The organism is Actinokineospora spheciospongiae (assembly GCF_003182415.1).
GTDB classification, from domain to species: domain Bacteria; phylum Actinomycetota; class Actinomycetes; order Mycobacteriales; family Pseudonocardiaceae; genus Actinokineospora; species Actinokineospora spheciospongiae.
This window is the reverse complement of record NZ_QHCP01000006.1, coordinates 159,930-184,946: the sequence shown is the minus strand read 5'-3', so window position 1 is coordinate 184,946 and position 25,017 is coordinate 159,930. Positions and strand designations below refer to the sequence as shown.

The 25,017-nt window shown below is 72.1% G+C and carries 25 protein-coding genes; 18 read left to right on the top strand and 7 right to left on the bottom strand.

Going from position 1 to position 25,017, the window contains the following annotated elements:
- Positions 1–42: 42 nt before the first annotated feature.
- Genes DFQ13_RS18260 through DFQ13_RS18250 form a run of 3 tightly spaced genes read left to right on the top strand, consistent with a single transcriptional unit; the run spans position 43 to position 1,978 of the window.
- On the top strand, positions 43–1,479 hold the full coding sequence (locus tag DFQ13_RS18260; protein ID WP_110080677.1) for a CCA tRNA nucleotidyltransferase: 1,437 nt from the start codon (positions 43–45) through the stop codon (positions 1,477–1,479).
- Between the two features lie 22 nt (positions 1,480–1,501).
- Positions 1,502–1,744 (top strand): hypothetical protein, encoded by a 243-nt coding sequence (locus tag DFQ13_RS18255; protein ID WP_035289863.1) that lies wholly within the window; start codon positions 1,502–1,504, stop codon positions 1,742–1,744.
- A gap of 30 nt (positions 1,745–1,774) precedes the next feature.
- Entirely contained in the window at positions 1,775–1,978 is a 204-nt protein-coding gene (locus tag DFQ13_RS18250) for a hypothetical protein (protein ID WP_035289865.1), read from the top strand.
- Positions 1,979–2,376: 398 nt separating this feature from the next.
- On the opposite strand, the gene DFQ13_RS18245 is transcribed toward DFQ13_RS18250, so the two are convergent.
- Positions 2,377–3,630, bottom strand: coding sequence for an MFS transporter (locus DFQ13_RS18245; protein WP_110080676.1), 1,254 nt, complete (start codon positions 3,628–3,630; stop codon positions 2,377–2,379).
- A gap of 251 nt (positions 3,631–3,881) precedes the next feature.
- Between DFQ13_RS18245 and DFQ13_RS18240 the strand changes: the two genes are divergently transcribed.
- On the top strand, positions 3,882–4,454 hold the full coding sequence (locus DFQ13_RS18240) for a YqgE/AlgH family protein (RefSeq protein ID WP_035289869.1): 573 nt from the start codon (positions 3,882–3,884) through the stop codon (positions 4,452–4,454).
- Here the strand turns inward: DFQ13_RS18240 and DFQ13_RS18235 are convergent.
- On the bottom strand, positions 4,451–4,867 hold the full coding sequence (locus tag DFQ13_RS18235; RefSeq protein WP_035289871.1) for an SdpI family protein: 417 nt from the start codon (positions 4,865–4,867) through the stop codon (positions 4,451–4,453). The two genes, DFQ13_RS18240 and DFQ13_RS18235, sit on opposite strands and share 4 nt — an antisense overlap.
- 239 nt (positions 4,868–5,106) lie before the next feature.
- On the opposite strand from DFQ13_RS18235, the gene leuS reads away from it, so the two are divergent.
- The 8 genes from leuS to DFQ13_RS18195 all read left to right on the top strand — a co-directional run bounded on the left by leuS (position 5,107) and on the right by DFQ13_RS18195 (position 13,255).
- Positions 5,107–7,932, top strand: coding sequence for a leucine--tRNA ligase (gene leuS, locus DFQ13_RS18230; RefSeq protein WP_110080675.1), 2,826 nt, complete (start codon positions 5,107–5,109; stop codon positions 7,930–7,932).
- 13 nt (positions 7,933–7,945) lie between these two features.
- Complete coding sequence (locus DFQ13_RS18225; RefSeq protein WP_110080674.1) at positions 7,946–8,800, top strand: LysR family transcriptional regulator; 855 nt, start codon at positions 7,946–7,948, stop codon at positions 8,798–8,800.
- 108 nt (positions 8,801–8,908) lie between these two features.
- Positions 8,909–9,937: an L-threonine 3-dehydrogenase gene (gene tdh, locus DFQ13_RS18220; RefSeq protein WP_110080673.1), complete on the top strand. Its 1,029-nt coding sequence runs from the start codon at positions 8,909–8,911 to the stop codon at positions 9,935–9,937.
- Entirely contained in the window at positions 9,938–11,122 is a 1,185-nt protein-coding gene (locus DFQ13_RS18215; RefSeq protein WP_110080672.1) for a glycine C-acetyltransferase, read from the top strand.
- A gap of 65 nt (positions 11,123–11,187) precedes the next feature.
- On the top strand, positions 11,188–12,081 hold the full coding sequence (locus tag DFQ13_RS18210; RefSeq protein ID WP_035289881.1) for a helix-turn-helix domain-containing protein: 894 nt from the start codon (positions 11,188–11,190) through the stop codon (positions 12,079–12,081).
- Positions 12,047–12,238, top strand: coding sequence for a DUF397 domain-containing protein (locus DFQ13_RS18205; RefSeq protein WP_110080671.1), 192 nt, complete (start codon positions 12,047–12,049; stop codon positions 12,236–12,238). The genes DFQ13_RS18210 and DFQ13_RS18205 overlap by 35 nt, the downstream gene beginning before the upstream one ends.
- 13 nt (positions 12,239–12,251) lie before the next feature.
- Positions 12,252–12,608 carry a PadR family transcriptional regulator gene (locus tag DFQ13_RS18200; RefSeq protein WP_052022044.1) on the top strand — a complete coding sequence of 119 codons (357 nt, stop codon included), beginning with the start codon at positions 12,252–12,254 and terminating at the stop codon, positions 12,606–12,608.
- Positions 12,605–13,255 carry a hypothetical protein gene (locus DFQ13_RS18195; RefSeq protein WP_146241269.1) on the top strand — a complete coding sequence of 217 codons (651 nt, stop codon included), beginning with the start codon at positions 12,605–12,607 and terminating at the stop codon, positions 13,253–13,255. The genes DFQ13_RS18200 and DFQ13_RS18195 overlap by 4 nt, the downstream gene beginning before the upstream one ends.
- A 6-nt stretch (positions 13,256–13,261) precedes the next feature.
- Here DFQ13_RS18195 and DFQ13_RS18190 read toward each other — a convergent pair whose 3' ends face one another.
- Entirely contained in the window at positions 13,262–13,984 is a 723-nt protein-coding gene (locus DFQ13_RS18190) for a TetR/AcrR family transcriptional regulator (RefSeq protein WP_035289885.1), read from the bottom strand.
- A gap of 135 nt (positions 13,985–14,119) precedes the next feature.
- Here DFQ13_RS18190 and DFQ13_RS18185 point away from each other — a divergent pair, with 135 nt between their 5' ends.
- The 5 genes from DFQ13_RS18185 to DFQ13_RS33920 all read left to right on the top strand — a co-directional run bounded on the left by DFQ13_RS18185 (position 14,120) and on the right by DFQ13_RS33920 (position 19,080).
- Complete coding sequence (locus DFQ13_RS18185; RefSeq protein ID WP_181400037.1) at positions 14,120–16,240, top strand: MMPL family transporter; 2,121 nt, start codon at positions 14,120–14,122, stop codon at positions 16,238–16,240.
- Positions 16,241–16,518: 278 nt separating this feature from the next.
- The gene (locus tag DFQ13_RS18180; RefSeq protein WP_035289887.1) at positions 16,519–17,376 is read left to right on the top strand and encodes a ribokinase; all 858 of its coding nucleotides are present in this window, start codon (positions 16,519–16,521) and stop codon (positions 17,374–17,376) included.
- 59 nt (positions 17,377–17,435) lie between these two features.
- Positions 17,436–18,125, top strand: a complete 690-nt coding sequence (locus tag DFQ13_RS18175; protein WP_219994504.1) for a methyltransferase domain-containing protein — start codon at positions 17,436–17,438, stop codon at positions 18,123–18,125.
- A gap of 51 nt (positions 18,126–18,176) precedes the next feature.
- A complete protein-coding gene (locus DFQ13_RS18170; RefSeq protein WP_110080668.1) occupies positions 18,177–18,767 on the top strand; it encodes a TetR/AcrR family transcriptional regulator in 591 nt (196 codons plus the stop codon).
- 160 nt (positions 18,768–18,927) lie between these two features.
- Positions 18,928–19,080, top strand: coding sequence for a hypothetical protein (locus DFQ13_RS33920; protein ID WP_161784546.1), 153 nt, complete (start codon positions 18,928–18,930; stop codon positions 19,078–19,080).
- Between the two features lie 10 nt (positions 19,081–19,090).
- Here DFQ13_RS33920 and DFQ13_RS18165 read toward each other — a convergent pair whose 3' ends face one another.
- The 4 genes from DFQ13_RS18165 to DFQ13_RS18150 all read right to left on the bottom strand — a co-directional run bounded on the left by DFQ13_RS18165 (position 19,091) and on the right by DFQ13_RS18150 (position 22,735).
- A complete protein-coding gene (locus tag DFQ13_RS18165) occupies positions 19,091–19,735 on the bottom strand; it encodes a DUF1707 SHOCT-like domain-containing protein (protein WP_110080667.1) in 645 nt (214 codons plus the stop codon).
- A 9-nt stretch (positions 19,736–19,744) separates the two neighbouring features.
- Positions 19,745–20,368, bottom strand: coding sequence for a response regulator (locus tag DFQ13_RS18160; protein ID WP_035289895.1), 624 nt, complete (start codon positions 20,366–20,368; stop codon positions 19,745–19,747).
- A gap of 76 nt (positions 20,369–20,444) precedes the next feature.
- Entirely contained in the window at positions 20,445–21,566 is a 1,122-nt protein-coding gene (gene macS / locus DFQ13_RS18155) for a MacS family sensor histidine kinase (RefSeq protein ID WP_110080666.1), read from the bottom strand.
- The gene (locus DFQ13_RS18150; RefSeq protein WP_233438471.1) at positions 21,563–22,735 is read right to left on the bottom strand and encodes an AI-2E family transporter; all 1,173 of its coding nucleotides are present in this window, start codon (positions 22,733–22,735) and stop codon (positions 21,563–21,565) included. The genes macS and DFQ13_RS18150 overlap by 4 nt, the downstream gene beginning before the upstream one ends.
- 62 nt (positions 22,736–22,797) lie before the next feature.
- Between DFQ13_RS18150 and DFQ13_RS18145 the strand changes: the two genes are divergently transcribed.
- Complete coding sequence (locus DFQ13_RS18145) at positions 22,798–25,011, top strand: hypothetical protein (protein ID WP_233438470.1); 2,214 nt, start codon at positions 22,798–22,800, stop codon at positions 25,009–25,011.
- Positions 25,012–25,017: the final 6 nt, after the last annotated feature.

The following is a 25,017-nucleotide window of genomic DNA, read 5'->3' as shown; positions in this document are numbered from 1 at the left end:
GGGCGGACGGCGCGCGGGCCGTTGCGGATAACCTCGTCAACCGTGTCCCGAACCTCGGCAGCCCAGAACGCGGTGGTGGAGCTGCTGCGCGTCTCCCCCGTCGCCGACGACCTGGCGGCCCGCTTCGCGCGTGCAGGCCACAGCCTCTACCTGGTCGGCGGCAGCGTCCGCGACGCCATGCTCGGCCGGTTGCACGGCAACGACCTCGACTTCACCACCGACGCCCGCCCGGAGCAGATCCTCGCCCTGGTCTCCCCCTGGGGCGACGCGGTCTGGGACACCGGCATCGCCTTCGGCACCGTCGGCGCCAGCAAGGGCGGCATCGTCTGCGAGATCACCACCTTCCGCTCCGACGCCTACGACCGGGTCACCCGCAACCCCGAGGTCCGCTTCGGCGACACGGTCGAGGCCGACCTGGTCCGCCGCGACTTCACCGTCAACGCCATGGCCATCGACCTGGCCTCACGCGAGTTCATCGACCCCCACGACGGCACGTCCGCCCTGCGAGACCGCGTCCTGGACACCCCGGCGACCCCGCAGGAGTCCTTCGCCGACGACCCGCTGCGGATGCTGCGCGCGGCCCGCTTCGCCAGCCAACTCGGCCTCACCCCGGCCCCCCGGGTGCTGGAGGCCATGACGTCGATGTGCGCCGAGATCGCCCGCATCACCCCCGAACGCGTCCAGGCCGAGCTGTCCAAGCTCCTCTGCGGCAAGTTCCCCCGCCGCGGCGTCGAGCTGCTGGTCGACACCGGCCTCGCCGCCCACGTCCTCCCCGAGCTGCCCGCGATGCGCCTGGAGATCGACGAGCACCACCAGCACAAGGACGTCTACGAGCACTCCCTCGTCGTCCTCGACCAGGCCATCGACCTGGAGGAAGAGGGCGCCGAACCGGACCTGGTCCTGCGCCTGGCCGCCCTCCTGCACGACATCGGCAAGCCCGACACCCGCCGCCACGTCGAAGGGGGCGGCGTCAGCTTCCACCACCACGAGGTGGTCGGCGCCAAGATGGTCCGAAAGCGCTTGCGGGCCCTGCGCTACAGCAAGGACCTCACCGAGGACGTGGCCAAGCTGGTGTTCCTGCACCTGCGCTTCCACGGCTACGGCAAGGGCGAGTGGACCGACTCCGCGGTCCGCCGCTACGTCACCGACGCGGGCGACCTCCTCCCCCGCCTCCACAAACTCGTCCGCGCCGACTGCACCACCCGCAACCGCCGCAAGGCCAACGCCCTCCAGCGCACCTACGACGGCCTGGAGGAGCGCATCGCCCGCATCGCGGAGGAGGAAGACCTCGCCAGGGTCCGCCCCGACCTCGACGGCAACGAGATCATGCGCCTGCTCGGCCTGCCCCCAGGTCCCCTGGTGGGCCAGGCGTGGCGCCACCTCAAGGAACTCCGCCTCGACCGGGGCCCGATGGACCACGAAGAGGCCATCGCCGCCCTGCGCGAGTGGGCGGAAGAGCAGGGCATCGCCCCCGCCTGACCCCAGGTGCGAGGATGGGCCGGTGAAGCTGAACGAACTCACGGATTGGCTGGACGAGCGCCTGCGCGCACTTGACCACGATGAGATCACCGAGTTCGTGGACATGCGGCGGGGAGTGGAATTGTCCCCGGACGTGGCCTACAACCACGTGCTGATCAAGGCGAACTTCGCCAATGGTGGCACAGGTGCCGTCCAGGTGATGCAGACCAGCGGCCCGGGCATCCCGGACCACAGGGACTACCAGCCGCCGAAGCAGGGGTGGTGAGCCGTGCGCAACAGCCGTTTTCGGGCTCTGGTGAGTGATCTGCTCACGGAGCACCCCGGAGTCTCCTCGGTCGAACCGGTGGACCTAGGCAACCGGGGCCAGGTGCTGCGAGTCACCTGCGCCGACGGGGTCGTCACCGACCTCCTGGTCACCAACATGGCTCCACCCGGGGGCGACAACTACCAGGAAGACGAGCGGATCGTGAGCAAGCGCGAGACGGCACCGGGGAGGTAGCGCGTTAGCAGGTGGTGGCATGCCCCCTGTGCACTCACAGCGCGCAGCGACGCACCCGGGTGACACGCGTGCGATGCACCAGGGCTCGACCGGCGCCACGTCCGCGAGCAGCGGCCAGACGGCGAGGTAGCACACGGCCCGGAACGGCTTCGGCACCTGCACAGCACCACAAACCCCGTACCTGAGGTGCGAGGAAACCGCGTCATTCCACCCTGCCCGGATGCGGCTATCAAGGCAGGTCCGCGGCCACCCGCCCGCAAAGCAGCCCCCGCCACTCCCTGGGGGGCGTCCCCGAAGCCAGTCTATCGCTCCTGACCTGCGGGAACAGACCTGCCGAAAACCTGTGGACAACCATGGAGTGACGCGGCGGAAAAACCCTCGCCTGTGGACAACCCGCGTCACCCGTGGCGGGTGACCGCCGTGAAGCCGACCAGGCCCACCAGGTAGCACCCGCCCGCCGCCAGGATCAGCCCCGGCGACGCCCCGTCCGGGGCCACCACCAGCGCGGCCAGCGCCACGGCCGCCACCTGCGTGACGTTGAACAGCGTGTCGTAGAGCGCGAACACCCGCCCGCGCGTGTCGTCCCCGATGTCGCGCTGCACGGCCGCGTCCACGCACAGCTTCACGATCTGCCCGGCGAACGAGATCAGCAGTGCCGCCGCCAGCACGGTCGGCATGGCCAGCGGCAGCCCGAGGCCCACGATGGCCACCGCCCCCAGCACCAGCACCCCCTGCACGGTCCGCCGCCGCCCGAACCGGGCGACTATCCGCGCGGTGGTCAGCCCGGCGACCAGGATGCCCACCCCGAACAGCCCGGCGACCAGGCCCAGACCGCCCAGGCCGGAGTCGAACCGGAACCGCATCAGCAGGACCACCAGCAGCAGCGCCACCCCGAACGCCGCCCGGTGCGCCAGCAGCGCCACGAACCCGGCCAGCACCGACGGTGTCCGCACCGCCGCCCGACCGCCGTCGAACAGGCCGCGCGCGATGGCCCGCACGGTTTCCCTGGGCTCGTTGACCTCGTCCGGTCCCAGCGCACCCGCCGCGAACCGGCCTGCGAACCAGGCCGCCGCCACCGAGCCGAGCACCGCGAACGCCGTGGTCGCCCCCGACCCGACGTCCCCGTCGCCGAACACCGCGCGCAGGCCGACCGCGCAGACCGCGCCGAACACCGTCACCACCGAGCCCAGGGTGGTGGCCAGGGCGTTCGCCTCCACCAGCGTCGGCACCGGCACCACGTGCGGCAGCGACGCCGACAGCCCGGACCCCACGAAGCGGCTGATCCCCACGACCACCAGCGCCAGCCCGAACAGGCCGGTCGACCCCAGTGCCACGGCCAGCGCCGACACCAGCACCAGGACCCCGCGCAGCAGGTTCGCCACGACCAGCACCCGCCGCCGGTCCCAGCGGTCGAGGAGGGCGCCCGCGAACGGGCCGACGACCGAGTACGGCAGCAGCAGCGCGGTGAAACCGGCGGCGATGGCCAGCGGGTCGGCCTCGCGCTCCGGGTTGAACAGGACCGCCCCGGCCAGACCGGCCTGGAACAGGCCGTCGCCCCACTGGGCGGCGAAGCGGCTGTAGAGGAGTCGGCGGAACCCGGCCCCAGCGAGGAGCGCCCGCGCTCCGACCCGGTCGTGCCCGACGGTGCTCACGACGGGACAGCCTAGAAAACCGGATTGGGCGGCCCCGAGGGACCGCCCAATCCGGGGTCGACACCCGGTCGCCTCACGGCGGGTCGCGCAACGTGGCTCCAGCCGAGCGGTATTCCACGAAGGCGGTTCAGGTTGAGCCCGGGGGACACGGTGGTGCCGACCACCCCCTTCAACGCGCGACTCGCCGGTGTTGTTCCCGTCTGCGCCGTGTTGGCTGCCGCCTCCCGCCGCCGAGGTGGGATCATGGCGGGGTGACCTCCGATCCCGAGGTCGAGCCGGGAACGCTGCTCGTCGCGGCGCCGAGCCTGCTCGACTCCAACTTCCGCCGCACGGTGGTCTACGTCATCGACCACCGGGGCGAGGGCACGCTCGGGGTCGTGCTCAACCGCCCCAGCGACGTCCCGGTGGACGACGTGCTGCCGAACTGGGGCCCGCACGTGACCCGCCCCGGCTCCGTGTTCGTCGGCGGCCCGGTCGAGCAGAAGACGGCGCTGTGCCTGGCCGCCATGCGCACCGGGGAGAACCTCGACGGCGTCACCGGCCTGATCAGCGTGCGCGGCCCGGTGGCCCTGGTCGACCTCGACGCCGACCCGGAGGTCCTGGTCCCCAAGTTCCGGGGGATGCGGGTCTTCGCCGGTTACGCCGGGTGGGACGTCGGCCAGCTCGCGGGAGAGATCGACCGCGGCGACTGGATCGTGGTCCCGGCGCTGCCCAACGACGTGCTGGCCCCCGCGGAGGAGGACCTGTGGGGCCGCGTCCTGCGCAGGCAGGGGATGCCGCTGGCGCTGCTGGCCACCCACCCGGGTGACGTGAAGGACAACTAGGCGGTCTTGGTGAACGTCCCGCAGCCGCCCGCGCCGCACTGGCACCCGGCGCAACCCGCGGGCAGTTCCGGCGCGGGCTCCGGCACCGCGTCCGCCGCCCGGTTGCCCAGCACACCGCCCGCCAGGGTGATGGCGACCAACCCGACGAACGCGATCAGCGCCACCACCAGCAGCCCGCCGGTCCCCGGCATGGCCCACGCCGCCACCGCGCCCAGCACCCCGACCGCGCCCGCGACCAGCGTCGGCAGCCCGGCGACCTTGTTGCCCACCCGGAACGCCTCGTCGCTGCGCAGCGTCGCCGGGGTCCGCACGCCGCCGAAGCGGTTGCGCGGCAACCGCTCGGTCAGGCCGAGGAATCCGACGGCGAGCAGCGGGAGGCCCGCGACCAGCGGGGCGAGCGGCACGAGGTTCACGGCTCGATGGTAAGCGGCGCGCCGGGATCGCTTGGACGGGGTTCGCCGCAACCGGGGAGCGCTACCGAAAAGCGCTGCACGGGTGCGGTACCCTGTTCCACATGAGTACGGCTCGCCTGCTCCTTGCTGGGCCGCGCTGACCAGCCACTGGTGAGCGCGGCAACCCCTCATGCCATTCGTTGGCTGAGGGGTTTCTTGTTGTCAGGGCAAGCAGGAGACGCAGTGGAAGGAACCCTCGGATGAGCGACACCACACCGGACACGGTCCCGGGGCACCGGTACACCGCCGAGCTGGCAGGCCGGATCGAGCAGCGCTGGCAGGAGTACTGGGAGGCCAACGGCACCTACCACGCGCCGAACCCGGTCGGCCCGCTGTCGGACGGCGCGGAGGTCCCGGCCGACAAGCTGTTCGTGCAGGACATGTTCCCGTACCCGTCGGGCGCGGGCCTGCACGTCGGCCACCCCCTGGGGTTCATCGGCACCGACGTGTACGCCCGCTACCACCGGATGACCGGTCGCAACGTGCTGCACACCATGGGCTTCGACGCGTTCGGCCTGCCCGCCGAGCAGTACGCGGTGCAGACCGGCCAGCACCCGCGCAAGACCACCGAGGACAACATCCAGACCTACCTGCGCCAGATCCGCAGGCTGGGCCTGGGCCACGACGAGCGGCGCCGGATCTCCACGATCGACCCGGAGTACTACCGCTGGACGCAGTGGATCTTCCTGCAGATCTTCAACTCCTACTACGACGCCGAGCAGGGCCGCGCCCGCCCGATCGCCGAGCTGGAGGCGAAGTTCGCCGCGTCCGGGGAGACCTTCGACGGCAAGCCGTGGGGCGAGCTGTCCGCGGCCGAGCGCGCCAAGGTGCTGAACGAGCACCGCCTGGTCTACCTGTCCGAGGCCCCCGTCAACTGGGCGCCGGGCCTGGGCACGGTGGTCTCCAACGAGGAAGTCACCGCCGACGGCCGCACCGAGCGCGGCAACTTCCCGGTGTTCCGCCGCAACCTGCGCCAGTGGATGATGCGGATCACCGCCTACGGCGACCGCCTGATCGACGACCTGGACCGGCTGGACTGGCCGGAGAAGGTCAAGTCGATGCAGCGCAACTGGATCGGCCGCTCCAACGGCGCCCGCGTGAAGTTCGCCTCGGGCGCGGAGACCATCGTCGTCTTCACCACCCGCCCCGACACCCTGTTCGGCGCCACCTACATGGTCCTGGCCCCAGAGCACGCCCTGGTCGACACGATCACCACCGCGCAGTGGCCCGAGGGTACCGACGAGCGCTGGACCGGGGGCGCGGCCACCCCGGCCGACGCCGTCGCCGCCTACCGCCGCGCCGCGTCGACCAAGTCGGAGCTGGAGCGGCAGGAGAACCGGGAGAAGACCGGCGTCTTCACCGGCGCGCACGCGGTCAACCCGATCAACGGCGAGAGCATCCCGGTGTTCATCGCCGACTACGTGCTGGCCGGCTACGGCACCGGCGCGATCATGGCCGTGCCCGGCCAGGACCAGCGCGACTGGGACTTCGCCACCGCCTTCGGCCTGCCCGTCCGCCGCACCGTGCAGCCCCCCGAGGGCTTCGACGGCGAGGCGTTCACCGGCGACGGCCCGGCGGTCAACTCCGGCTTCCTGGACGGCCTGCCCATCGATGAGGCCAAGAAGGCCGCGATCGGCTGGCTGGAGGAGCACGGCCACGGCGAGGGCACCATCCAGTTCAAGCTGCGCGACTGGCTGTTCTCCCGCCAGCGCTACTGGGGCGAGCCCTTCCCGATCGTCTACGACGAGGCCGGAACCCCCATCGCGGTCCCGGAATCCATGCTGCCGATCGAGCTGCCCGAGGTCGACGACTACTCCCCGCGCACCTTCGACCCCGAGGACGCCGACTCCGAGCCCTCCCCCCCGCTGTCCCGGGCCGCCGACTGGATCACCGTCGACCTGGACCTGGGCGACGGCGTCAAGACCTACCGCCGCGACGCCAACACCATGCCCAACTGGGCCGGTTCGTGCTGGTACCAACTGCGCTACGTCGACCCCACCGACCCCGACCGCTTCTGCGAACCGGAGAACGAGCAGTACTGGCTGGGCCCGCGCCCCGAGCACGGCGCGAACGACCCCGGCGGCGTCGACCTGTACGTCGGCGGCGTCGAGCACGCGGTCCTGCACCTGCTGTACTCCCGCTTCTGGCAGAAGGTCCTGTTCGACCTGGGCCACGTCACCGGCGAGGAGCCCTACCGCAGGCTGTTCAACCAGGGCTACATCCAGGCGTACGCCTACGTCGACCCGCGCGGCGTGTACGTCAACGCCGGCGAGGTCGTCGAGCGCGGCGGCAAGTACTTCCACGGCGACCAGGAGGTCCGCCAGGAGTACGGCAAGATGGGCAAGAGCCTGCGCAACGTGGTCACGCCGGACGAGATGTGCGAGACCTACGGCGCCGACACCTTCCGCATGTACGAGATGTCGATGGGCCCCATGGACGTCTCCCGCCCCTGGGCCACCAAGGACGTCATCGGCGCCCAGCGCTTCCTGCAACGCCTGTGGCGCAACCTGGTCGACGAGGAGACCGGCGAAACCCGCGTGGTCGCCGACGCCCCGGACGAGGCCACGCTGCGCCTGCTGCACAAGTCGATCGCCGGTGTGCACGAGGACTACGCCAACCTGCGCTACAACACCGCGGGCGCCAAGCTGATCGAGCTGAACAACCACCTGACGAAGAACTTCCCCGGTGGCGCCCCCCGCGTCGTCGCGGAGGCGATCGTCCCGATGCTGGCCCCGCTGTGCCCGCACCTGGCCGAGGAACTGTGGTCGAAGCTGGGCCACGCCGAGTCCCTGGCCCACGGCCCCTTCCCGACCGCGGACGAGAAGTACCTGGTCGAGGACACCGTGGAATACCCCATCCAGGTCAACGGCAAGGTCCGCAGCCGCATCACCGTCCCGGCGGCGGCCACCCAGGACGAGGTCAAGGCAACCGCCCTGGCCGACGACAAGGTCGCCGCCCTGGTCGACGGCGGCACCCCCCGCAAGGTCATCGTCGTCCCCGGCCGCCTGGTCAACATCGTCCTGTAGCCGTGGGGGTCCGGTGATCGACCCACGGCGGCTGCGGGTGCTGCGGGCGCTCGCCGACCACGGGACCGTGACGGCGGCGGGGCGCGCGTTGCACCTGACGCCGTCGGCGGTGTCGCAGCAGTTGGCCGTGCTGGAGTCCGAGGCGGGGCAGGAACTCCTGCGCCGCAAGGGGCGGCGGGTGTGGTTGACGGCTGCCGGGGAACTGCTCGCCGAGCACGCCGATGCCGTCCTCGCGGAGTTGGACCGCGCGGAGGCGCGGCTCGCGGAGTTGGCGGCGGGGCGGGCTGGGCGGGTTCGGGTGGCCGCGTTCGCCACGGCCATCACGCGGGTGGTGGCGCCTGCTGTGGCGAACCTACGGCGGGTGGGGATCGAGGTGCACGTCAATGACGCCGAGGGGCACCACAGCCTGCCGATGCTGCTCGACGGCGAGATCGACATCGCGGTCACCATGCGTCCCGAGGAGAACCCCCGGGTCGCCAGCACGCCGCTCTACTCCGAGCCGTTCGACGCGGTCCTGTCGCCGGACCACCCGCTCGAGGGGCACGCCGAGATCGATCTCCGCGAGTTGGCCCGCGACCCCTGGGTGGTCCCCTCGGCGGGCAACCCCTGCCAGGACGTGGTCCTCCAGGCGTGCCAGGGCGCGGGGTTCCGGCCCCGCATCCACCACACCTCCGACGACTTCACCGCCCAACTGGCCCTCATCGCCGCCGGGGCCGTCGCGCTGATCCCGCGCACCGCCCTGCCCGAGGGCCGGGGGGTGGAACTCGCGATCCCGGCCGCCCGGCACGTGTTCGCGTTGACCCGGACCGGCCGCCAGGAGCACCCGTTGATCGCCACTGTCATCCGGGCGCTCGTCCAAGAGGCCTGACGGCCGCTGTGCAGGAGACCTGACAACGCAGTGCAGAAAGTCCGGATGGACCGCAGGGCCCACCGGCAGCAGACTCACGGGTGAGCGTCCCCATGCGACGGAGGCACCGTGAAGGCACTGGTCAAGACCGCACCCGGCCCCGGGTTGTCCCTGGTCGACGTGCCCGAGCCCGCCGTGGGTCCCGGGGAGGTCAAGCTGCGCGTGCTGCGCACCGGTATCTGCGGCACCGACCTGCACATCGATGCCTGGGACGGGTGGTCGGCCAGGACGATCAAGGCGCCGCTGGTCCTCGGGCACGAGTTCGTCGGCCGGGTGGTGGAGGTCGGGGCGGCCGTGACCAAGGTGCGGGAGGGCGACCTTGTCAGCGGTGAGGGGCACCTGGTGTGCGGCACCTGCCGCAACTGCCGGGCGGGTCGGCGGCACCTGTGTGCGCGCACGATCGGCCTGGGCGTGCACACCGACGGCGCGTTCGCCGAGTACGCGGTGATCCCCGAGCAGAACGCCTGGGTGCACAGCCACCCGCTCGACCTGGACATCGCCGCGATCTTCGACCCGTTCGGCAACGCCGTGCACACCGCGCTGTCCTTCCCCGTCCTCGGCGAGGACGTGCTGGTCACCGGCGCCGGGCCGATCGGGTTGATGGCCGCCGCGATCGCCAAGCACGCGGGTGCCCGGCACGTCGTCATCACCGACGTCAGCGAGCACCGGCTCGACCTGGCCCGCAAGCTCGGCGTGGACGTGGCCCTCGACGTCAGTGCTGCCAAGGTCGCCGACGTGTACCCGGTGCTGGCGATGACCGAGGGGTTCGACGTCGGCATGGAGATGTCCGGGCAGCCTTCGGCGCTGCGCGAGATGATCGCCAACATGACCAACGGCGGCAAGATCGCCATGCTGGGCCTGCCCGCCACCGAGATCCCGGTGGACTTCGCCGCCGTGGTGCAGAAGATGATCACCCTCAAGGGCATCTACGGCCGCGAGATGTTCGAGACCTGGTACGCCATGTCGGTGCTGTTGCAGGGCGGGCTGGACCTGGCCCCCGTGATCACCCACCGCTTCCACCACACCGAGCACGAGCGGGCGTTCGCCACCGCCCGCGCGGGCAACTGCGGCAAAGTCGTCCTGGATTGGGAGAGCTGAATGTTCGGCCGGCTACGCGAAGACCTGCGGACCACCCTCGGCGAGATCCGCGAGGCGGGCCTGTTCAAGGACGAGCGCGTTCTCAAGTCCCCGCAGCGCGCCGCGATCCAGGTCGCCTCGGGGAACGTCCTGAACTTCTGCGCCAACAACTACCTGGGCCTCGCCGACCACCCGGCGCTGGTGGAGTCCGCCCAGCGGGCGCTCACCGACTGGGGCTTCGGCATGGCGTCGGTCCGCTTCATCTGCGGGACCCAGGAGCCGCACAAGGAGCTGGAGCGCAGGCTGTCGCAGTTCCTCGGCACCGACGACACGATCCTCTACAGCTCCTGCTTCGACGCCAACGGCGGCCTGTTCGAGACCCTGCTGTCCGATCAGGACACGATCATCTCCGACGAGCTGAACCACGCCAGCATCATCGACGGCATCCGGTTGTCCAAGGCCCGCCGCCTCCGCTACCGCAACCGCGACATGGCCGACCTGGAAGCCCAACTCCAGTCCGCCCAAGACGCCCGCTACCGCCTCATCGCCACCGACGGCGTCTTCTCCATGGACGGCTACCTCGCCCCCCTCGACGAGATCACGGCCCTGGCGGAGAAGTACAACGCCCTGGTCATGGTCGACGACTCCCACGCCGTCGGCTTCATGGGCGCAACCGGTGCGGGCACCCCGGAACACTTCGGCGTCGGCGACAAAGTCGACATATACACCGGAACCCTCGGCAAGGCCCTCGGCGGCGCCAGCGGCGGTTACGTGGCCGCCCACCAGGAAATCGTGGACGTCCTGCGCCAGCGCTCCCGCCCCTACCTGTTCTCCAACTCCCTGGCCCCCAGCATCACCGCCGCCGCCCTCACCGCCCTGGACCTGATCACCCCGGACCTCCTGGACCGCCTCCGCGCCAACGCGACCCACTTCCGCACCCGCATGACCGAAGCGGGCTTCGACCTCCTGGCGGGCGAACACCCCATCATCCCGGTCATGATCGGCGACGCGGCCGAGGCGGGCCGCATGGCAGACCTCCTGCTGGCCCAAGGCATCTACGTGATCGGCTTCTCCTACCCGGTGGTGCCGCACGGCAAGGCCCGCATCCGCACCCAGATGTCAGCCGCCCACACAGCGGACGACATCGACCGCGCCGTCGAGGCGTTCATCGCGGCCCGCGCGCTGATGCACGCTGACAACACCTGATCCCTTGGGGTGAAACCCCCGCCGTGCCCGCCGGAATCGGCCACGGGCGCCCTTAGATTCACGGCATGACTTCCAAGTCCAAGGCCTGCGGCCGGGAACTGGGCGCGGCGCTGCGCGCACACCGCGAACGGGCGGGCCTCGGTCTGAACGAGCTGGCCCGGGTCCTCGGCTGGGACCCGGGCGTGCTGTCGCGCCTGGAAACCGGCGATCGGACCATCTCCGAGGTGGACATGGTCCACCACCTCGCCCGCTGCGGGGTTTCCTACGAGGGCATCACCGAGCTGGTCCCCTTGGTCAGGGCTGCCAACTTCGCCAATGGCCACTGGCTTGCCCCGCACGCCCCCATGCTGGATGAAGCTGTGCGCTCCCTGGTCTTCCACGAGGCTTCTGCCACCGCCTCGCACAGCTACGAGCCGCAGATGATCCCGGGCCTGCTCCAGACCGAGCGATACGCGCACGCCATGATCGGCGCCGAAGGGGGACACACCCCGGAGGAAGTGAACTTCCACGTCGGCGCTCGGATACAGCGCCAGCGGGCGCTGCACCGGGGAGACGCGCAGTTCGTGTTCTTCATCCACGAACACGCCCTCCACCTGATGATCGGCGATGCGGCGGTCATGCACGAGCAATTGCTCAGCCTGGTCTTCGCCACCGCTTCCCAGCGCGTGGTGGTGCGGGTGATCCCCGCCTCGGCGGGAGAGCGCTCGGTTTTCGGTGGTGCCTTCCGCGTGTTCAGCTTCGCCGAGAGCAGGCCCCTGGCCTACCTCGACGGCTACATCACCGGCCTCTTCATCGAAGACCTCGCCCAAGTCCAGCGGTACTGGAAGCTCTTCCCTCGGCTCGACGCGGTCGCACTCGATCCAGGACAATCCCGGGACGTGCTCGCCAAGCTGGCGAGCAGGTACGACCACCCGGGAGACAGGCATGGCCGACACCACCTGGCGCAAGAGCAGCTATAGCGGCGGTGCCAACAGCGACTGCGTCGAGGTCGCGCTGACCGGCGCTGACACCCTGATCCGTGACTCCAAGAACCCTTCCGGTCCCCGTCTGGCCCTGCCCGCCCCCGCATGGCGAGGGCTGCTCGCGAAAACCCTTGCCCCGGCTATCTCTACATAGCTAGAGTTGGCCCATGGCCGGTCCACCGTTCCGCATCACCGCGGCGACGCTGGACGTCCTGGAGGCCCTGCTCGGTCCTGATGACCAGCTCTACGGCCTCAAGATCGCCCAGAACGCGGGCCGCAAGACCGGCAGCGTCTACCCGATCCTGGCCCGGCTCGAAGAGGCCGGCTGGGTGGTCAGCGAGTGGGAGCTGGACGAGCCGAGCGCGCGCGGCCCTCGCCGCCGCTTCTACCGCCTCAGCCCGGACGGCCTCGGCGGCGCCCGGGCGTTGCTGGTCGAGCGCCGGGGGGCGGTCCGGCAGCGGACCTCCACCCCGTCCCGGGGGTTCGCGCCCCGGCCCGCGCCGGAGTGGAGGGGGTGGCGGTGAACCCGGTCATCGCCTTCATGCTGGGCGGTCTGCTGGTGCCGATCGTCGTGGCCGAGTGCGGGGAGGTGTCCCCGGCGCTGGCCAAGGCCCTGCTCAGGTGGGGTGCTCGGCGGCTGCGCTCGGCGCGGAAGACCGAGCGCTACACCGAGGAGTGGCTGGCCGACCTCGACCAGGTGCCCGGCAAGCTGACCAAGCTGCTCTGGGCCTTCGGCGTCGTCTTCCTCGGTGTGGTGCGCCTGCGCGAGGCCCGCCCCGGCCTGGACTGGACACCGCGCGAACCGACCACCCCGTTCGCCACCGACTCCCTCTTCGGCCGGGGAACCCCGCAGGTTCGGCACCGCCCGTTCGCGGTGCCCGCGCCCCGGGTGCCCCGACCCTCCCCGCCGCCCGCGCACAGGTGCACCGCGCGCTGCGACTTCTTCTGCTCCGAGGGGCGGCGGGCCTGCATCCCCGTCCTGGGCGAGCAGGCGCCGGAACCGGTCGTCCGGCCGCAGCCGCTCCCACCCCGGGCAGGCGGTCCTGGTTCACCGGGCAGCGACCAGCGGTTCGGGAGTCCACCCGCCGGGTACGGCTTCCAGGACGACTTCTACAACGAGCTCCTCTACGGCAAGCCGGGCAAGGCCGCCCCGCCGGTCATCGGGCTCTGACCCGCCTCAGTGCAGGCCGACCTCGCGGGTGAGGTCGGCCAGCATCGACTCGAACAGGGGCTCGGCGTTCGTCAGCGGGAACGGGACCTGGCCGAAGACCTCCAGCGCCACCTGACCGTAGAGCCGCACCCAGAACTGCAACAGCGCGTAGGCCATGCCCGTGCCCAGCAGGTCGGCGGGCAGGTCCACCCCGCTGCCGTTGATCGTCGCGAGCAGGTCGTCGCGGAAGCCGGTCAGGTCCGCGCGCAGCGGGTCGGGCACCGACTCGTCCGGCCTGCCCAGCAGCAGGCCGGTGGCCAGGACGCGGCCCGCCACCGCCAGGAAGACGCGGCCGAAGCTGTCCTTCTCGACGCTGTGCTGCTCGGCCGGGCTGCCCGAGGGGGAGGCGAAGACCAGGGCGAACTCCTGCGGGTGGGCCAGCGCCCACGCCCGGAACCCCCGGCACAGCGTCAGCACCCGGCCGAGGTGGTCTTCCTGGGGCACGTCGGTCAGCGCCGACTCCAGGTCCGCCGCCAGGTCGGTGCACACGTCTCGGCGCAGGTGGTCGATCAGGTCTTCTCGGGAGGCGTAGTAGCGGTACAGCGCGGGGGCGGTGATGCCCAGCTCCCGGGCGATCGCACGCAGGGTGACCGCTTGGGGGCCGTCGCTCACCAGGAGTGCTCGGGCCTGGGAGCGGATGTCCCGGTCGGTGTCGGCTCGGCCACGGTCACGTCTTGTGGCCTGCGTCATCTCTGGTCTCCGGAATCTTGTGAACGGTGTTAATCAATAGTTACCGTGAACAGTGTTAACTAAGAGCGTTGTTATCCAGACGGTAGCGGCCCTTCGTGGGGATCACCACCGACAAGAGCCATCAGGGGGAACGCCGTGTTCCGTGCGTGGGGTTCGGCCGTGCACGTCCACCGCTGGTTGGTGCTGACGATCGCGTTGGTGCTGACCGTGGGCGGTGGTCTGTGGGGGCTGGGCGTCTTCGACAAGCTCACGCAGGGTGGTTACGACGACCCGGCCAGCGAGTCCTACCGCGTGGACCAGGTCGTCGAGCAGGAGTTGGGGCAGAAGCCCGCCGAGGTCGTCATCCTCTACACCGCCGCGAACGTGGACGACCCGGACGTGGCGCGGAAGGTGACCGCGAGCCTGGACGCGCTGCCCGCGTCGGCGGTCGCGCAGCGGGTCGACTACTGGTCCACCCAGCAGGCCGCGCTGGCCACGCCGGACAAGACCAGGGCGCTCGCCACCATCTCCCTCGCGGGCGACAGCACCGACGCGCGGCAGAAGGCCTACGAGAAGATCGCCGACCGGCTGGAGGTCGACGGCGTGCGGACCGAGGTGGGCGGGCAGGTGCCGACCGAGGTCGCGATGACCGAGCAGTCCACGTCGGACCTGGTGGTCGCCGAGGCCATCTCGCTGCCGATCACGCTGATCCTGCTGGTGGTCATCTTCGGCACGGTGGTGGCCGCCTCGCTGCCGGTGCTCGTCGGCGGGTTGTCGATCTTCGGGTCGCTGGCCGTGCTGCGGTTGCTGAGCCTGGGGCTGGAGATCAACACCTTCGCCGTCAACGTGGCGACCCTGCTCGGGCTGGGCATGGCGATCGACTACGGGCTGTTCACCGTGGGCCGCTACCGCGAGGAGCTGGCGGCGGGCGCCACCCCGCAGCAGGCCGTCGCGCGGGCCATCGCCACGGCGGGGCGCACGGTCGCGTTCTCGGCGACGCTGCTGGTCATCGCCCTGGCGGGACTGCTGGTCTTCCCGATGGACTTCCTGCGCTCGATGGCCTACGGCGGCATGTCCGCCGTCGCCATCGCCGCCCTGCTGTCGCTGACGCTGCTGCCCGCGCTGCTGTCGATCCTCGGGCACCGCGTCGAGAAGGGCGCCGTGCCGTGGCGCAAGAACAGCGGGCCCGCGGAGAACGGGATCGTCGGCAGGCTGGCGGACGCGGTGATGCGCAGGCCGGTCTGGTTCGCCGGGGCGATCGTCGCCGTGCTGCTCGTGCTGGCCGCCCCGTTCACCGGCGCCACCTTCGGCACCGCCGACGAGAAGCAGCTCCCCCCGGGCGACCCGCACCGCGCCACCGCCGAGACCATCGCCACGAACTTCCCCGCCGCCTCCAACAACACCGCCACCGTCCTGCTGCGCGGGGTCGACGAGGCGGGCGTGCAGGCGTTCACCGCCGAGGCGAGCAAGATCCCCGGTGTCCTCGGCGTGGCGCCCAAGGGCGCCAAGGACGGCGTCGTGGCCCTCACCGTGCCGTTGCAGGGGGACGCCGCATCGCCGCAGAGCCACGACGCCGTGGTGGCCCTGCGCGAGCTGCCGTCCGGCGGTGAGGTGCTCGTCGGCGGGTTCCCCGCGCGCACCGCCGACCAGTTCACCTCGATCAGCGACGGCGTGCCGTGGATGGTCGGCACCCTCGTCCTGGCCACGCTGGTGCTGATGTTCCTGGCGTTCGGGTCGGTGCTGCTGCCGGTCAAGGCCGTGGTGATGAGCGCGCTGAGCCTGTCGGCCACCTACGGCGTGCTGACGTTCGTGTTCGAGGACGGGCACGGCGCCGGGCTGCTCGACGTCACCCCGCAACCCATGCAGGCGGGGATGCTCGTGCTCGTCGGCGCGGTGGTGTTCGGGCTGTCCACCGACTACGAGACGTTCCTGCTGTCGCGGGTGGTCGAGGCCCGCCACACCGGCCTGTCCACCCGCGACGCCGTCCGCACCGGACTGGTCCGCACCGGACCGATGATCACCGCCGCCGCCCTGCTGCTGGCGGTCGTGACGGGCGCGTTCGGCCTGTCGAGCCTGCAGAGCATGCGGCTCATCGGCGTCGGCATGATCGTCGCCCTGCTGCTGGACGCCACGGTCGTGCGGCTGCTGCTGGTGCCCGCCGTCATCCGCCTCTTCGGCGACCGGGCGTGGTGGGCACCCGCCCCGCTGCGCAGGCTCCAGGAGCGGGCGGGGCTGTCGGAAGTGGAGACCCCGGACCGCGAGCTGGAACGGGTCTGAGGAGGACGGGTCCGCGCACGGACCGCGCCACCGGCGCCGATCGCTCGGGGGGCTACGCGATCGACGCCGGTGGACACGGAAACCGACCCGGGTGCGAACACCCGGACCGGCACCCGGGGCGGGCCACGGGGGCCCGCCATCGGGACTCACGTGCGACCGGTTCCCCGGGCGCACAAAACAGTGACGCACATTGTGGCACCGCGGCTCCCCGGTACCCCGATATCGTTCACACTTGCGTACGTTCGCAATTGGCAACGGCCGCTGACTAGGCTCGATCCGTGGACGACACCGTGGTGGTTCTCGGCTCGGCGAACGCGGACCTGGTCGTGGCGGTCCCCGCCAGACCCGCCGGTGGTGAGACCGCCCTCGGCTCCGACGTGGAGACCATCCCCGGCGGCAAGGGCGCCAACACCGCCGTCGCCGCGGGCAGGCTCGGCGCCCCGGTAGCCTTCGTCGGAGCCCTCGGCACCGACGCCCACGGCGACCTGCTGCTGGATTCCCTGCGCTCGGCCCACGTCGACACCACCCGGGTCCGCCGGGTGGACCGTCCCACCGGGACCGCGTTCATCACGGTGACCCCGGACGGGGAGAACTCCATCGTCGTCTCCCCCGGCGCGAACGCCGCACTCACCCCCGAGGACGTCGACCTCACCGGCGCGGCGGTCCTCGTGGCGTCCCTGGAGGTCCCGCTGCCGGTGGTGGAGCACGCGGTGGCGCTGGCGGCGGCCGGGGGTGTCCGGCCCGTCCTCAACCTGTCCCCCGTGGCGGACCTGAGCCCGCGGACCCTCGCCGCCCTGGACCCGCTGGTCGTCAACGAGCACGAGGCCCACGCCCTCACCGGCGGCACCGGCGACCTCCTGGCGCTGGGCCCGCGCACCGCGATCATCACGCGCGGCGCCCGGGGTGCCCGGGTCCTCACCCCGGAGGGCACGACCGACATCCCCGCCCCCGCGGTCGCCGCCGTGGACACCACCGGCGCCGGGGACGCCTTCGCGGGCGCGCTGGCCGCCTCCCTCGCCACCGGGACCACCCTCGAAGAGGCGGCGCGCACGGCGGTCCTGGTCGCCGCCATCTCCGTCACCCGCCCCGGCGCCCAACCCTCCTACCCCACGGCCGACGAACTGGGCCGGGGGTAGCGGCCGTGTCCACCTGACGCGAGTGGCAGGACAGCCCGTGGGGCCGCCTGCGGTACGCGGTGGCGGAGGCGAACCTCGCCCGCCACCTCCTCCCGACCCCGCTGCGCATCCTGGACCTGGCGGGCGGCGACGGCGCCGACGCGATCCGCCTGGCCGCCCGGGGCCACCACGTCACGATCGTCGACCACTCCCCGGACATGCTCACCGCCGCCCGCGCCCGAGCCCACGGGGCGGCCCTCACCACCCGCATCACCTGCGTCGAGTCCGACATCCACGCCCTGCCACCGAGCGAGCACGACGCCGTCCTCTGCCACAACGTCCTGCCCTACGTGGACGACCCCGGCGCCACCCTCGCCGCGGCCCTGACCCACCTCCGCCCCGGGGGCGTGCTCTCGGTCATGGCCGTCAACCGGCACTCCGCCCCCCTGGTCGCCGCGATCCGCGACCTGGACCCCGAGGCAGCCCTGGCCGCCCTCGACAACCCCCGCGCGCGCACCGAACTCTTCGACCGGCACATCACCCTGCACACCGCCGAAGAGATCACCGACACCCTCGCCGACCTCGGCTGCCCGCCTCCGTCCCACTACGGCATCCGCACCACCAACGACTACATCACCGACAACGCCAAGAAGTCCGACCCCACCTTCTTCGCGGCCCTCGAACGCCTGGAACTGGCCCTCGCCGACCGGCACCCGTACAAGCACACCGCCCGCCTCTTCCACCTGGTCACCACCAAGCCCCACCGCTGATCCCGCCGAATTCCGCGGCACAGTCTTACTCAACCGTGTTAATATTTACTCATGCAGGTAAATGAGCAGACGGCGACCGAGCTGGCCCGGCGCAAGCAGATCACCGACGCGGCCATCGAGGTCATCGCCGACCTCGGCTACGGCAAGGCGTCCTTCGCCCGGATCGTCGAGCACGCGGGCCTGAGCAGCACCCGGATGATCTCCTACCACTTCGCCGACAAGTCCGACCTGGTGATGGCCGTGCTGGTCAGCGCCATCGCCGCCGGGGACGAGGTGCTCGACGCCCGCATCGCCGGGGTCGTCGACCGGGTGGAGTTGCTGCGCGCGCACATCGAGGCGCGGGTGGAGTACCTGCGCACCCACCCCAAGCACCTGCGGGCCGTCGTCGAGATCGGGACCGGCGCGCGCGAGCCGATGTACGCGGTGGTGCTGCGGGACTTCCGCGTCGGGCGGTTGCAGCGCCAGTTGCACCAGGGGCAGCGCGAGGGCGTCTTCGGCCGGTTCGACACCGCCGTGGTGGCCGAGGCCGTCGCGAGTGCCCTCGACGGCGCCGCCCAGCGCGCCGCCGCGGAACCGGACCTCGACCTCACCGCGTACGGGCGTGAACTGGCCGACCTGTTCACCCGCGCTGTCCGCCCTTGATCCGCATGCTGAGAACTGTCGTACCCCCCGGCTAGCGTCCCCGATCGACGTCCACCAGGGGGAACGACATGAGCACCGCACCGAACACAGCACTCGGGGCGCTCACCGCGCACCTCCAGCCCGCCGACCGCGAGCGCGGCGAGAACCGGCTGCGGCCGCGGTGGCGCCCGGCGAGGCGCCCGCGCACGGGCAACCCGGCTACCTGGCCAAGTACACCGAGCGCATCGGGGCCATGTTCGGCACCCCGGAGCGGTTCGCCGAGCTGTTCTCCACCCCGGTGGTGATCACGCCGACCCGGCTGCACGTCGTCTAGCGCCCAGGGGCTACCCGAGGCGGCGGCGGTCCGGGCGGTCGGTCCAGGTGAGCTTCCAGTGCCTGCCGATGACCAGCGGGCCGATGCGGGCCACGGTCGGGCGGCGGATGTTCAGGTTGCCCGCCTTGACCAGGCCCGTCACCACGAACCGGGTGCCGCCGCCGGTGGCCCGGCGGGCGCCGCGGTCGCTGACGGTGCCGCCGACGACGGTGTCGACGTGCAGGTCGCACGCCGCCTCATCGGGGACCACCAGCTCGACCGTGCCCATGGAGACGTCCACGTCCACGGTGACGACCGGGTCGGTGATCCGGGCCTCGGTGAAGTCGAGCTCGACCGTGCCCGCGCGGTTGCGCACCGACAGGGCGCGCGGGACGTCCCACGCGCCGCGGCGGCGGACGGTCGACATGGAGGCCCGGATCTCCACCGGTTTCGGCTCGGGCGCGGCCGGGGCCTCGGCGCTGACCAGGCCGGGGAGGTCCACCAGGACGGCGTTCAGCTCACCGCGGGTGCGGGCGGCCAGCGCGGTGTCGGCGCGGGCGGTGAAGTCGTCCAGGGACAGCAGGCCTGTCCCGATCGCCTTCTGCAACACGCCCACCACGTGCGTGCGCTCGGCGTCGGAGACTCGGAGTTCACGGGGGTCGATGGGCGTGGTCACACGTCCACTTTACGGTGATCCGTCGAGGCCGTGTTCGATCGCGTACCTGGCCAGTTCCACCCGGTTGTGGAGCTGGAGCTTGCGCAGCGTCGACTGCACGTGGTTCTCCACCGTGCGGTGCGACAGCACGAGCCGGTCGGCGATCTGCCGGGCGGTGAGGCCCTTGGCCACCAGCCGCAGCACCTCCGTCTCCCGGTCGGTCAGCCTCGGCGGGGACGGTTCGGCGGCCATCCGGCGGTACTCGCCGAGGACCAGCCCGGCCAGGCCCGGGGTGAACACCGCGTCGCCCGCGGCGGTGCGCTCGACCGCGTCCACCAGCTCCGCGGCGGAGGCCGACTTGACCAGGTAGCCCGAGGCGCCCGCCTTGACCGCCTGGAGCACGTCGTCGTGCTCGCCGCTGGCGGACAGGACCAGGACGCGGGTGGTGGGCAGCGACGCGGTGATCTCCCGGGTGGCGTCCGCGCCGGACTCGCTGCCCAGGTTGAGGTCCATCAGCACCACGTCCGGGCGCACCGCCGCGGCGATGCGAACCGCGGCGGCGGCGTCGCCCGCGGTGGCCCGCACGTCGAAACCGCGCTCGGCCAGGTCCCTGGCCACGCCGTCGCGCCACATCGGGTGGTCGTCGACCACCATGACCGAGATCGTTCCCACGTCCGGCTCCCCACCGCGTCCCGCTCGTCGCACACCAAGTCCCGCGTCAACCCGCCCGTCACCACGTCCTGGGCACCCGCAGCTCCCACTCCACACCCTGCCCCGGCGCGGTTTCCAGGGTGATGGTGCCACCCAGGTCGGCCACCCGGCCGCGGATCGACCGGGCCACCCCCATCCGCCCCTGCGCCGACGCCTCCGCCAACCGGCCCTCGGGAATCCCCACCCCGTCGTCGCGGACGCTGAGCACCACCGACGACCCCAGGTCCTCCAGCAGCACCCACGCCTTCGCCGACGGACCGGCGTGCCGCGCCACGTTCTCCAGCGCCTCCCGCACCAGGAACGACAGCTCCGAGGCCACCGACCCCGGCAGCGGCACCGGCGTCCCCGGCGCCGACACGTGCACCCGCTCGGTCGCCAACACCTGGAGCAGACCGCGCAGGTCCACCTCCCCGGAGGACGACTCCAGCGGCGCCGCCGACACCAGCGCGCGCAGCGCCACCTCCTGCCGACCGGCCAGCTCGCCCAGCTCCGCGGCCTCCCCGCCGACCTCCAGCCCGCGCTTGCGGACCCGGGCCAGCACCTGCAGCACGCTGTCGTGGATGCCGCGGGCCAGCCGCTCCCGCTCCGCGGTCGCCGCCTCGATCCGCTCCGCCGCCGCCAGCCGCAGCGCCGACTGCCGCGACGTCGTCGCCGCCAGGCCCAGCACGAACCCGATGCCGACCAGCAGCACCATGTCCCGCAGCAGGTCGATGTCGACGAACCCGCGCACCGCGAAGTTGCACAGCGACACCACCAGTCCGAACGCGGTGCCGCCGAGCATCCCGGCCCGGATCGCGCCGAACGCCACCACGGCCGTCACCCACACCGTCGGCACCAGCGGCACCTCACCGGCGAGCTGGGCGGGCGTCAGCGCCCACCGCGACAGCGCCATCAGACCGCAGCAGACCGCGAGGTCGACGAGGGTGAACCACAGCCCGGCGCCGCGCCGCGGGTAGTACAGCCCGGTGGCGAGCGTCCACACCGCCATGCCGCCGACGACCGCCCACGCCAGCCAGGTCCGCGCGTACTCGCCGTGGTGCGCGGCCACGACCACCCCGGCGAAGCACAGCGTGATCACCCGCAGCAGCACCCCGGCCCGCCACAGCGGCGCGGCCGGGTCGCGGGGGACCCGGGCGGTCACTCCACCCGCTCCACCCCGTCGTTGGGCTGCGACGCCTCGTCCTCCAGCGGTTCGACCTGCTCCGGGTCCGGGGCCGACTCGTGCAGCAGCGACCGGATGCCCGCGTTGAGCACCGCCAGCAGCGGCACCGACAGCAGCGCGCCGGAGATCCCGGCGGCGAGCAGGCCCGCGGCGATCGCCAGCACCACGGCCAGCGGGTGCAGCCGGACCGCCCGGCCGAGCAGCCACGGTTGCAGCACGTGGCTCTCCAGTTGCATCACCCCGACCAGGATGATCAGCACGACCAGCGCCGCCAGCGGCCCGTTGGCCACCAGCGCCACCAGGATCGCCACGCTGCCCGCGATCAGCGCGCCGATGATCGGGATGAACGCGGTGAGGAAGACCAGGGCGGCCAGCGGGATCACCAGCGGCACCCCGACGAAGTAGAGGCCGATGCCGACGCCGACCGCGTCCACCACGGCCACCGCCGCCGTCGCCCGCACGTAGCTGACCAGCGAGGAGAACCCGCGCTTGCCCGCCACGTCGACCCGGTCGCGCACCGGCGAGGGGACGCCGCGCACGACGAACGCCCAGATGGCGCCGCCGTCGTGCAGGAAGAAGATCAGCACGAAGATCGTCAGCAGCAGCCCGGTGAGGACCTCGCCGATGGTCGCCGCGGTGGTGATCGCCCCGGAGGTGATCTCCGCCTGGTTCGCCTTGAGCGAGTCGATCGCGTTGGTCAGGAAGCTCTGGATCTGGTCCTGCCGCAGGTGCAGCGGCCCGTTGGCCAGCCAGCCGCGGATGGTGTCCAGGCTGGAGCTGACCTGGGTCTGCAACTCCGGCAGGCCGTTGACGAACTCGGTGATCACGAAGGTCAGCACGCCGCCGAGCACGGCGATGCCGCCGACCATCACGATCAGCGTGGCCAGCGCCCTGGGCACCCGCCACTCCACCAGCTTGCTCACCCCGGGGGCCATCAGCGCCGCGAGCAGCAGCGCGATCGCGATCGGCACCACCACCGCGGCGAAGTAGCCGAGCAGCCAGATGATCACGTACAGCGCGCCGATGATCACCAGGAAGCGCCACGACAGCGCCGCGCTGACCCGCAGTCCCCGGGGCACGTACGGGGTCACGTCCTCGGTCAGCGGTACCGACCGGTGCTTCAGACCTGCGACGCGGTTTCTGCTCACCGCGATCACGGTATCGGGCGAAACCGCCTGCGGCGATCTCTTCATCTGATCTCATGGGAGCCGTGACCGCCCGGATACCGCCTGCTCAGCTCACGGAAACCGAGCGCGAGGTGTGGGCCGCGTTCGCGAGCGGGACAGTGCTGGACCTCTCGGCGCACGACGACCGCCGCGTCCGCGGCGAGGTGCTGACCGGGCTGCTGCTCGGCGCCTACCCGCTCGACGACGGCGCCATGCCCGCCCTGCGCCTGGACAACGCCCACGTCACGGGCGAGTGGGAGCTGGAGGGCCGCGAGGTCGGGCACGTGCTGAGCCTGCACGGCTGCGCCTTCGAGCGGCCGCCGGACCTGCGGATGGCGCGGCTGGTCACCCTCAGCCTGCGCGGCTGCGCGCTGCCCGGGCTGCGCGCGCGGAACCTGCGGGTCGGCAGCGACCTGCGGCTGGAACTCGGTTTCCACTGCACCGGTGTGCTCGACCTCACCGACGCCACCGTCGAGGGCACGCTGCGCCTGTCGGGGGCCACCCTCACCCACCCCGAGGGCGTCGCGCTGCGCGCCGAACGGCTCCGGGTGACCGGGTCGGTGCAGGCGATCGCGCTGCAGGTGGCGGGCGAGCTGCTGTTCACCGGCGCCGACATCGGCGGCGGCGCGCACTTCTCCGACGCCGAGCTGCGCAACCCCGGCCGGGTCGCGCTGGAGGCCTCCGGGCTCGTCGTCACCGACAGCCTGTTCTGCGACAACGGCTTCGACGCCACCGGCTCGGTCCGCTTCGCCGGGGCCCGCATCGGCGGCGACGCGGTGTTCTCCGGCGCGCTGCTGTCCGAGGCGCCCAGCCGCGACAAGCACGTGCTGGTGCTCACCGGCGACGCGGACGCCGACGGGTACGTGCTCGACGCCGACCGGCTGCGCGTCGACGGCGACCTGCGCCTCGACGCCGGGTTCACCGCCGCGGGCACAGTGGGCCTGCGCGGCGCCCGCATCGGCGGCCACCTGCTGCTCTCCGGCGCGGTCCTCGGCTCCCGGGGCGTGCTCCCCGGGCTGGAGGCGGCCTTCGCCTCGGGCACCCCGGTGACCACCGTCCCGTTCGCCCTGGTCGCCGACGGCATCGAGGTCGGCGGCGACGTGGAGGCCCGCGACCGGGTGCGCGGGCGGGCCGGGGACGCGCTGCGCGCCCACGGCCAGGTCCGCTTCGTCGACGGCGTGGTGCACGGCAGCGCCAGCTTCTCCCGGGCCCGGCTGCGCGCCCCCGGCCTCGACGCCCTGTTCGCCGACCGGCTGCGCGTGGCGGGCACCCTGTTCCTGCGCCACATCCGGGTCAGCGGCTCGGTGCGGTTGCAGAACGCGCACATCGGCTCCAGCCTCGACTGCTCCGGCGCGCACCTGGTCAAACCGCGGCTGCGCCCGGACGGCACCGTCAAGCCCTCGCTGGACGCCAGGGTCGCCACCATCGGCAAGGACCTGCTGTGCAGCCGCGGCTTCCGCGCCCTCGGCGGCGTCCGCATCCGGCTGGCCGAGGTCGGCAAGCGGGTCACCTTCCAGGGCGCCCGCCTCGGCGGTCGCACCAAACCCGGCCACCCGGTGCCGACCAGGGTGTTGCAGGCCTACGGGCTGATCGCGCAGGAACTGGTGCTGCTGTTCGACGAGCGCCACCCGCCCGCCGGGTCGGTCGCGCTGACCAGGGCCACCGCCGCGTCGGTCACCGACGGCCCCGGGCTGTGGGCCGCGCGCGGCGGGGTCGAACTGGAGGACTTCACCTACTCGGCGATCCGCGCCGACCCGGAGGTGACGGTCCGCACCCGGTTGCGCTGGCTGCGGCAGGTGCAGCCCGACTTCGCGCCCGGCCCCTACGAGCGGCTGGCCGCGGTGTACGCCGAGGGCGGCGAGGAGGAGATGGCGCAGGTGGTGCAGCTCGAGCGGCAGCGCCGCCGCTACTCCGAGCTGCACGTGGCGGGCCGGATCTGGGGGAAGTTGCAGGAGTGGACCGTCGGCTTCGGCTACCGGCCGTGGCTGGCGATCGTGTGGCTGGCGCTGTTCTGGCTGGTCGGGCTGGTGTGGTTCGCCACGCACCGGATGGTGCGGCTCAACTCCGACACCGACCCGGTGTGGAACCCGCCGCTGCTGGCCACCGACCTGCTGCTGCCGATCATCGACCTGGGCCAGGACAACATGTGGCGGATGGCCGGGGTCTCCCAGTGGATCGCGGGAACGCTCATCGCCGTCGGCTGGATTCTCGCCACCACGGTGGCCGCGGGCGCGACCCGGGTGCTGAAGCGCGGCTGAGCCGAC